This is a genomic window from Vicinamibacteria bacterium, from assembly GCA_035620555.1.
Lineage (GTDB): Bacteria > Acidobacteriota > Vicinamibacteria > Marinacidobacterales > SMYC01 > DASPGQ01.
In genome coordinates this window covers 1-8,471 of sequence record DASPGQ010000723.1, presented here as the reverse complement: position 1 = coordinate 8,471, position 8,471 = coordinate 1, and the positions used below count along the sequence as shown (strand labels likewise).

4 protein-coding genes are annotated in these 8,471 nt (G+C 63.0%); 3 read left to right on the top strand and 1 reads right to left on the bottom strand.

Annotation, left to right across the window (positions count from 1 at the left end; genetic code table 11):
- Together VEK15_29190 and VEK15_29185 are read left to right on the top strand one after the other, a co-directional pair.
- Positions 1 to 2,015: hypothetical protein (locus tag VEK15_29190; protein ID HXV64809.1), on the top strand; the 2,015-nt coding region annotated here is incomplete at its 5' end.
- Positions 2,016 to 2,125: 110 nt separating this feature from the next.
- Positions 2,126 to 4,615 carry a sulfatase-like hydrolase/transferase gene (locus VEK15_29185; protein HXV64808.1) on the top strand — a complete coding sequence of 830 codons (2,490 nt, stop codon included), beginning with the start codon at positions 2,126 to 2,128 and terminating at the stop codon, positions 4,613 to 4,615.
- A 9-nt stretch (positions 4,616 to 4,624) separates the two neighbouring features.
- Here the strand turns inward: VEK15_29185 and VEK15_29180 are convergent, their stop codons facing one another.
- A complete protein-coding gene (locus VEK15_29180) occupies positions 4,625 to 6,763 on the bottom strand; it encodes a GWxTD domain-containing protein (protein ID HXV64807.1) in 2,139 nt (712 codons plus the stop codon).
- A 107-nt stretch (positions 6,764 to 6,870) separates the two neighbouring features.
- On the opposite strand from VEK15_29180, the gene VEK15_29175 reads away from it, so the two are divergent.
- Positions 6,871 to 8,471 (top strand): sulfatase-like hydrolase/transferase (locus VEK15_29175; protein ID HXV64806.1); only part of this gene is annotated, 1,601 nt, incomplete at its 3' end.

Here is an 8,471-nt window from a genome sequence, read left to right as displayed (position 1 = left end):
AGCTCTGGTTCTTCGGTGCCTACAACCACTTCAAGGTCGACGACATTATTTCGGGGCAGGACCCGAACGTCGCGACCGACATCGCCCTGTTCGACATGTACAGCGCCAAGCTGAACTGGCAGATCAGCCAGAAAGACCAGTTCATCGGCTACAGCCAGTGGGCCTGGAAGGGAAAGCCTTACCGAGGTCTCACGCTGTCGATTCCCGCCGAGTCCATTCGCGCTCAGGACAGCTGGACCTGGCTTCACAAGGGTGAGTGGCAGCGCGTGTGGAACGACCGCGTGTTCACCAACGTCTTCGTCGGTCACTTCGGCTTCGGCTGGCCGATGGTGCCCGCCGTGGATCCCGCATCGCGTCCCGCACGCGTCGATCAAGCGACCGACCAGCAGCGCGGAGCCGGCTGGCAGCCCTTTACCTGGTATCGCTACAAGCCGCAGTCGACCGGTCAGGTATCCTGGTACGTGCCTGCCGCGGCGGGAAGCCACGACTTCAAGTTTGGGTGGGACTGGCAGATCGATAGCTCCCAGTTCGGCTGGAATACGAACTCGGGCTCGGTCCGCTATCGCGACAACTCGAACCTCGGCCCCGCCCTGCCGACTTACGCGGACCCCGCGTTCGATCCGAGCCTCCCCGCGAACGCGAACACACGGTACAACGCGAGGACGGACGAGATCGATTTCTTCAACACGCCGACGCTGAACGACGACCGCAACATGCACACGGACTTTTACGCTCAGGACACCTGGACGGTGAATAACCGTGTGACGCTGACGCTCGGCGCCCGGTTTGGCCGTCAGAGGGCTTACTATCTCGGGTCCACCCAGTCGCCGGAGTTGACCGATTTCTTCAGTCCCGTCACGGTCGACGGACAGACCGTGGAGACCTGGAACAACATCGCTCCCCGCCTCGGCGTCACCATCGACGTCTCGGGTGAGGGCAGGACGGTGGCCAAGGGCTACTACGGCCGCTACTACGGAAACGTGGGAACCGGTCTTTCCTTCGCGAATCCGGCCGGCCAGCAGCAGCTGCGCTACAAGCTCAACGACCTGAATGGAAACGGCTTCTACGATGGCCAGCAGGAGCTGGGCGCTTTTGTCGACTGCTTCGGTGTCTGCGGCGAGGGAGGGGCGACACCCGTCGTCCCGGGAACCGAGCTCATGTACTCCGACGAGTTCAGCTTCTCTCTCGAGCACGAGCTCATGGCCGATAGCTCGGTGCGCTTCTCCTACGTGCGCAAGCAGACCCGCAACAACTGGCAGACGGATTCGCTGTACACGTTGAATATCGCTCGCGCAACAGAGAACCTCACTCAGCCGGTCACCACGACCTGCAACAACTGCCCGGGCTCGTTCAACGGGACGACGCTCAACCTGAGGACGCTTCCCGAAGGGGTTCCCACGAGCGAGGTCGTCTACGCCAATGCTCCGGGAGATACCGACGGCAACTACGACACGATCCAGTTCGCCTATCGCCGTCGATTCCGCGGGGGATGGTTCATTAACGGGAACTTCGACTACCAGTGGCGCTCAGAGATGCGCTCGCCGAACGCCGAGTCCCGAAGCAACCTGACGACCGATCCCATCGGAAGCACCTGGTATCCCGAGTACAACACCGCGGTAAGCCTCATTCAGGATACGAACAACTGGGGCTTCGGCATCACCTCGCGGTACGAGCTCGGTAACGGAATGGGGATCGCGGGGAACTGGCGGGTCAACAGCGGATACCTGTGGGCGCCGATTCACCGTGTGAACTTGCCACGAGTGGGGACGCAGCCGTTCTTCCTCGAGGACATCAAGAACAACCGTTCGGACGGCGTCAGTCAAGTCGATCTCCGCTTTGACAAGTCGTTCTCCTTCGGTTACAACACGCGGCTCACCGTAATGGCCGACCTCTACAACGTGTTCAACTCGAACCCGGAGACGAACTTCATCGTGCGTACCGGCTCGAGCTTCAACAACATCGTCGAGTGGCTGAACGGCCGCTCTTTCAAAATCGGAGCTCGGTTCCAGTTCTAGTTAACTGAGTCCGATCGGCTTCGCTTGGAGCCGGAGCAGGGAAACCTGCTCCGGCTCTCGCTTTCTTGACGAGCTTCAATCGAGAGCGATTGCTGCAGTAAACTGCCGTCATGGCGGTGATCCGGCCTCTTCTGGCGATGACGCTTGGCGCCGTTTGCGCCATAACGTTCGGCTGCAAGCCAAACGCCGGGCGCCCCGAGCGCATCCTGCTCGTGACCATCGACACGCTTCGCGCCGACCACCTCGGGTACATGGGCTACGACGTCGAGACGCCGAATCTCGACGCTCTGGCGGCCTCGGGGGTCGTGTTCACCCAGGCGGTGACGACCTACCCGATGACGCTTCCTTCACACACGACCATCATGAGCGGCCTCTATCCCCCGGCTCACGGGACGCGAAACAACGGTACGTTCCGCGTTCCCGACGACGTCGAGACGGTCGCGGAGACGCTGAAAGCGAACGGCTATGCCACCGCGGCGTTCGTGGGCGCGTTCGTTCTCGACAGCCGCTTCGGCCTCGAGCAGGGCTTCGACGTCTATGACGACGATCTCCCGGAGGAAAACGAGGTCCACAAGGCCTACTATCCCGAACGGCGCGCCGAGGTCGTGGTCTCGAGGGCGCTGGACTGGATCCGTGCTCACGAGAGCGAGCCATTCTTCGTCTGGGTCCACGTCTTCGATCCGCACGCACCGCACAACCCCCCCTCTCCCTTCGCCGAACGTTATCCCGATCGGGTGTACGACGCCGAGGTCGCCTATACCGATCACGCCCTCGGCCCGCTCCTGCGCCATGTGCAGGCAGGTCCCCAAGGCGAGAGCGCGGCGATCGTCCTGACTTCGGACCACGGGGAGAGTCTCGGCGAGCACGGCGAATCGACGCACGCTCTCTTCGTATACGACGCGACGATCCGCGTTCCCTTGATCGTCAAGGCCCCAGGAAGGCCTGCGGGCCATCGAGTCGAGGGACAGGTGCGAACGGTGGATATCGCGCCGACGATTCTGGAGCTCGCCGGCGTAGAGAGCCCCGAGGAAATCGATGGGGTGAGTCTCTTTCGATATCTCGACGCGGATACCGAGACGCCGGTTACCGCTTATGGAGAGACCTTCGTCCCTCGATTCAATTACAACTGGAGCGAGCTCCGCTTCCTCAGAACCGATCGGTATAAGGTCATCGATGCTCCTCGAAGAGAGCTCTATGACCTCGCGGCCGATCCCGAGGAGCTGAACAATCTCTGGAGCGACTCCTTGCCGGCAGAGGCTCGTCCTCTCGTCCGAGAGCTCGGATCGCTGGTCGATGCGGACCAGGACGTCGTTCACGCCACCCTCGAGCTCGACGAGGAAACGGCGCGGCGTCTGGAAAGCCTCGGCTACGTCACGGGCCAGGCACCGGGAAGAAAGGCGACGGAGCTGGCTGATCCCAAGGACCGGGTCGAGGTCTACGAGAGGCTTCAGAACACCCTCGGGCGCGACGATTTGACGCCCGATCAGCTGATTCAGGAATTCCGCGAGGTTCTGGCTCTGGAGCCCGAGAACGCGACCGCCCGACAGAAGCTTGCGAATACTCTTGCCGAGGAGCGCCGCTATGAGGAGGCGCTGGTGGAGTTTCGGGAGCTCCTGCGGGTGAGCGAGGCCGGCATGGTCGAGAACCTCGGCGTGATTCTCCTCTTGCTGGACGATGTGGAAGAGGCTTTGACCATCACCGAAGCGGGAATCGAGAAGACCCCGTGGGACCCTGACATGCACGTTCTGAGAGGAGAGGCACTGGAGCGAGCCAACCGCCTCGACGAGGCCGTCGCTTCATACGAGAAAGCCATCGAGCTGCGGCCCGAGGACGCCCAGAACTACTGGCGTCGCGGGGCGGTGCGGCTGAAGCTCGGTGACGGGGCGGGAGCTGAAGAAGGTTTCCGGCAGGCCCTTCAGCGCGACCCCAATCTGGAGGCGGCGAGACTGGCTCTCGCGCGACAGCTTTCCCAGAGCGGGCGTGCCGGGGAGGCGAAGCGCCTCCTCGAGGAAGGGGCTCAGGGCGGAGAAAGCTCAGCCGATTGGAAGGCGGGCTTCGCCGAGGCCCAGCTCGCCTCGGGGGACCTCGCGGAGGCTCGAGCCCTGCTCGAGGACGCTCACGAGGAGGCGCCGGAGAACACCCGCGTCCTGGCTCTTCTGGGACCGCTATGCGGCCAGCAGGGCGACCTCGAACGGGCGGCGGCGCTGCTCGAGAAGGCCATCTCTCTCGGCGAGAGGGGTCCCGACGTCAGGAGGAATCTCGGCCTCGTGTACCTGCGCCGAGGTGATGCGCGGGCAGCCATCGCCGAGCTTCTCGCGGCGAGCGAGTCGGCCCCCGAAGACCCGGCGATCTGGTTCAGCCTTGGAAACGCCTATCTGCGCTCGGGCAAGTTCGCCGCCGCTGTCGAGGCCCTCGAGAGATCGGTAGCTCTGGAGCCCGACCGTCAGGACGCGCGGTTCAACCTGGCGCTCGCCTACGAGCGAGCCGGAGAGAGGGCGCTCGCGGCGGAGGCGTACCGCCGCTTCCTCGCTACGGGGGTGAAGGACGAAGCGCGCCGGGCGGAGGCCGAACGGCGGATCGCCGAGCTGGAATCAAGGTGAGCGAAGCGATCAGCTTCCCGGGCCCGAGCCGCGCTCGGCCTTGAGCTTCGTGAGGATCTCCTTGACGTCGTCCTGGTTCGGGTCGGCCGACAGGGATCGCTCGAGGAGCTCCTGGGCGCGGTCGAGCTTTCCCACTCGGTAGCTCGCATTCGCCAGGACGTTCAGCATCGAGGGCTCCGGCCTCGCGAGAGCGATGGCCTTCTCCAGGACGTCCACCGCTTCTTCGAATCGATTCTGATAAAAGTAGGCCTGACCCAGAAGCGAAAGCACCTCCACGCGATCTTTGATCTGGGCGTAAACGGGCTCGAGAAGCTCGACGGCTCGGGCGCTGTTGCCGGCTTCGAGCTCCAGGGAAGCCAGGTGCTCGCGAACGGGTCCCAGGCCTTTGTTCTCGACGAGTGCCCGCTCCAGGAGCTCTCGTGCCTTCTCGTCTCGCTCGAGGGCCAGGTATTGTTCGCCCAGAGCCATGGAGACGATGCCGGGGAGCTCGGGGCGGATCTGGGGCATGCTTCCCCTCACGGAAGGCCGGTCGATGGAGGTCCGGGGCGAGACCGTCAGCAATGTGGACGTCTTGTCGCGCTCTTGATGCTGAGCGTCCAGAAGAGTCGCCGTCAACCGGAAGCGACCCCCCTCGGCGATCGGAAGCGCGAGCTCCTGAACGATCGGCTCGTCGCCCTTGAGCGGGACGGTTTGGTCCGGGCCGATGAATCCTTCGGCTTCGGCGCTGTCCAGGCGAAAACGGATGCTGCCTCCCGCAGGCGCGTTCCAGGCGGTCGCCGCCACGGTGATCGCGTCCCCGATCGAATAAACCCCGCTTGGGTTGGGGAGAATCTCCTGTGAGCCGAATCGGTAGGAGCGATACGAGATCTCCCCGCCCCTGAGCTCGGTTCCATAGGCGAGCACCAGGTCACCAAGAAGGGGAGTTTTCGGCCATTCCGGCACGGTGACGTCTCCATCGAGAAGCGTATAGCTGCGCACGCAATCGGACTCGTCCCGGCTAGGGCAAGCGCGGTTGCGCAAGATCACCCGTACCGTGTACGTTCCCGGCACCATTGGCGTCATCCCCGAATAGGAAACGGGTAGATGCAGCGAGGCCTCCTCGTAGGAGTTGAGGGTAATGAAGGACTCCTTTCGGTCCTCCATGACCAGCGTGCCGGGGACGTCTTTCGATTCGACCTCGATGGACGCCACGAACGCGGTAGCGTAGAGGCCCGACTCATTGTCGAAGACGAAGGCGACGTTCTGCGGCGGAAGCTCGATCACCCAGTGCAGGTAGCTCGCTTCGCCGGGGCCGGGCAGCACGTTGATCATGCCCGCACTCGTGACGTAGCGAAACAGGTAATCGCTCTCGACCGTCCCTCTTTCGAAATCCAGCCTCTCAGCATAGCTCGTGTCTACGCCGTACAACGGCGCCAGCGCGATCTGGTTCAGAAGCTCGTAGGTTCCGAAAGGCGTGGCCTGGAATTGAGCGAGATCCCCCTCGTCGGTCCGGAAGGACAGTGACGCCTTGGCGAGCTCCGGATCAACGAAAGTCAGCTCGTTGTAGGCCCTCTCCACGTCGTCGCGGTAGTCCATGCTCTTGGTGTTGACTCGCGTCAAGAGAGCTTGGGGACCATCGCCCACGGGATCGTAGAGCTCGAACTCTCCCGTCCCATGGCGTCGAAAGAACAACAGGTAGAAAAAGGGCGGAAGCGCGTAAGTCTTCAGCTCGGGGTTGTTGTAGAACCAGAGCTCTGCCGGATAGATCCCGTCGCGGGACTCGAAGTTCTGGCGGGACCTCGGCTCACCGAGCAGAATGTAATATCGACCTCGATCGGTTCGCCAGCCAGGACGGAACGTGTCCCTGCCGAGGAACTCGTTGGCGTACACGAGCCGGCGATAGTGCTCCTCCTTGTACTCGTTCTCCACCGTCGATGGGTTCTCGTCCCGCTTTCGCCAGAAAACGTCGATGAACGTCTCCCGTTCCTTTTCCGACTCGAGGCGCAGGAAAGTCTCTTTCTCCCCGTCGCTGATGATGTAGGGGACCTCTTCCAGGAGCCATTTGCGGTAATGCTCCGGCAATCGATCGATTCGCTCGTCTGGTGAGGCGATGGCGGCGAAAGCGAACAGAAGGCTAGCGGCAACGAGCAGTCTCCATGATGCTTTCATGATCTAACCTTCAGATAACAAAAGCCTTAGGCACGCAAATTCTAGCGCGCCCATCGTCAGCTTGCAATGCCGAAGACGGTCAAACTAAGCTCGATCTCGAGGTATCAGTGACCCGAGCTCTCTTTTCCTTCTGGCTCACTGCGGCGCTCATGGGCTGCGGTACCGCGCCGAAAGCGCCCAATCGCTGGAACGTGCTCCTCGTCAGTGTGGACACCCTGCGCGCGGATCACCTCTCGAGTTATGGCGCGACCGGAATCCGGACGGAAGCGAGCGATCGGCTCGCGTCGGAGGGCGTGTTGTTCGAGGACGTGACGACCGTTTCTCCCACCACACTCCCGGCCCATGCATCGCTTTTCACCGGCCTCACTCCCGTCGCCCACGGAGTGCGGGACAACGTCGGGTTCACCCTACGTGGAGACGTCCCGACGCTCGCGTCGCAGTTGAAGGCAAACGATTATGAGACCGCGGGTTTCGTCGGCGCCTTCGTCCTTGACTCCCGCTTCGGGATCGCTCGGGGCTTCGACGTCTGGGACGACGAGCTCGGAGCTTCCGCCGACGGTCTGGAAGCGGGAATCGTGGCGCAACGTCGCGGTGATGCCGTTCTCGATAGCGCCTTTCGCTGGCTGGACGGGAGGTCCGAGGGGGAGAGCCCCTTCTTCGCTTTCGTACACTTTTACGATCCTCACACACCGTACGAGTCGCCCGGTGACGACGATAGGGCTCGCTATCGAGGAGAGGTGGCCTACACGGACTCCCTCGTCGGAAAGCTTCTCGATGGAATCGAGGAGCGAGGACTCGCCTCGAGAACGCTCGTGGTGTTGACGTCCGACCATGGAGAGTCGCTCGGACAGCACGGCGAGCTCACCCATGGGCTCTTCGTCTACGAAGCGACGCTACGTATTCCCCTCATCCTGCGCTTCCCTGGTGCTCCCGCCGGCAAGCGAATCCCGGGTCTCGCGCGGATCCTCGATGTGACGCCGACGATCCTCGACCTGCTCGGGCTCCCCCCTCTGAGAAAGGCAGGGGGCCAAAGCCTCGTTGCCCGCATCGAGGGGAAACCTCTGAGCGAGCCCGTGGCCTACGCCGAGACATTTGTGCCCCGCTTTCACTACGGCTGGAGCGAGCTTCGCGCCGTGCGCCGTGGCCGCCACAAGCTCGTTCTCGCACCGCGACCCGAGCTGTTCGACCTCGAGGAGGACCCGGAGGAGACGCGGAATCTCGTCGAGGAAGAAGTGGCGCTCGCCAGGAGTCTGGAGGACGAGTTGAGGGAACTCCTGAATCGGGAGAGCGGTCCGATCGAGCCCTCTCCCGTCGACACCGAGACTCGCAGAAAGCTCGAGGCGCTGGGGTACACGAGCGCGGCGGCCCCCGAGGGCGGTCTTGCCGACCCGAAGGATCGCATCGACCTGTATCTTGCGCTCAACGACACGACGCTCGAGAGCCTGGAGCCCGGAGACGACGGGTTCGAGGATGCGCTGGCCCTTTTGGAAAGGGTGCTCGGAAACGAGCCCACCGTCCCACGCGCCTACGTTCTGTACGGCGACCTTCTGCTCAGGACAGGGCGCACGTCCGACGCCGAGCGGAACTTCGAGAAGCTCACGGAGATAGAGCCGGACCGGTTCGATGGGCACTATGGTCTCGGCGTGGCTCGCGCTCGCCAGGGAAAATTTCCGGAGGCGAAATCGGCCTTCGAACGAGCGATCGAGCT

Bases quoted from the DNA above. Each gene is read 5' to 3' on its own strand.
- VEK15_29185 (HXV64808.1), top strand. From the start codon at position 2,126: ATGGCGGTGATCCGGCCTCTTCTGGCGATGACGCTTGGCGCCGTTTGC.
- VEK15_29180 (HXV64807.1), bottom strand. From the start codon at position 6,763: ATGAAAGCATCATGGAGACTGCTCGTTGCCGCTAGCCTTCTGTTCGCT.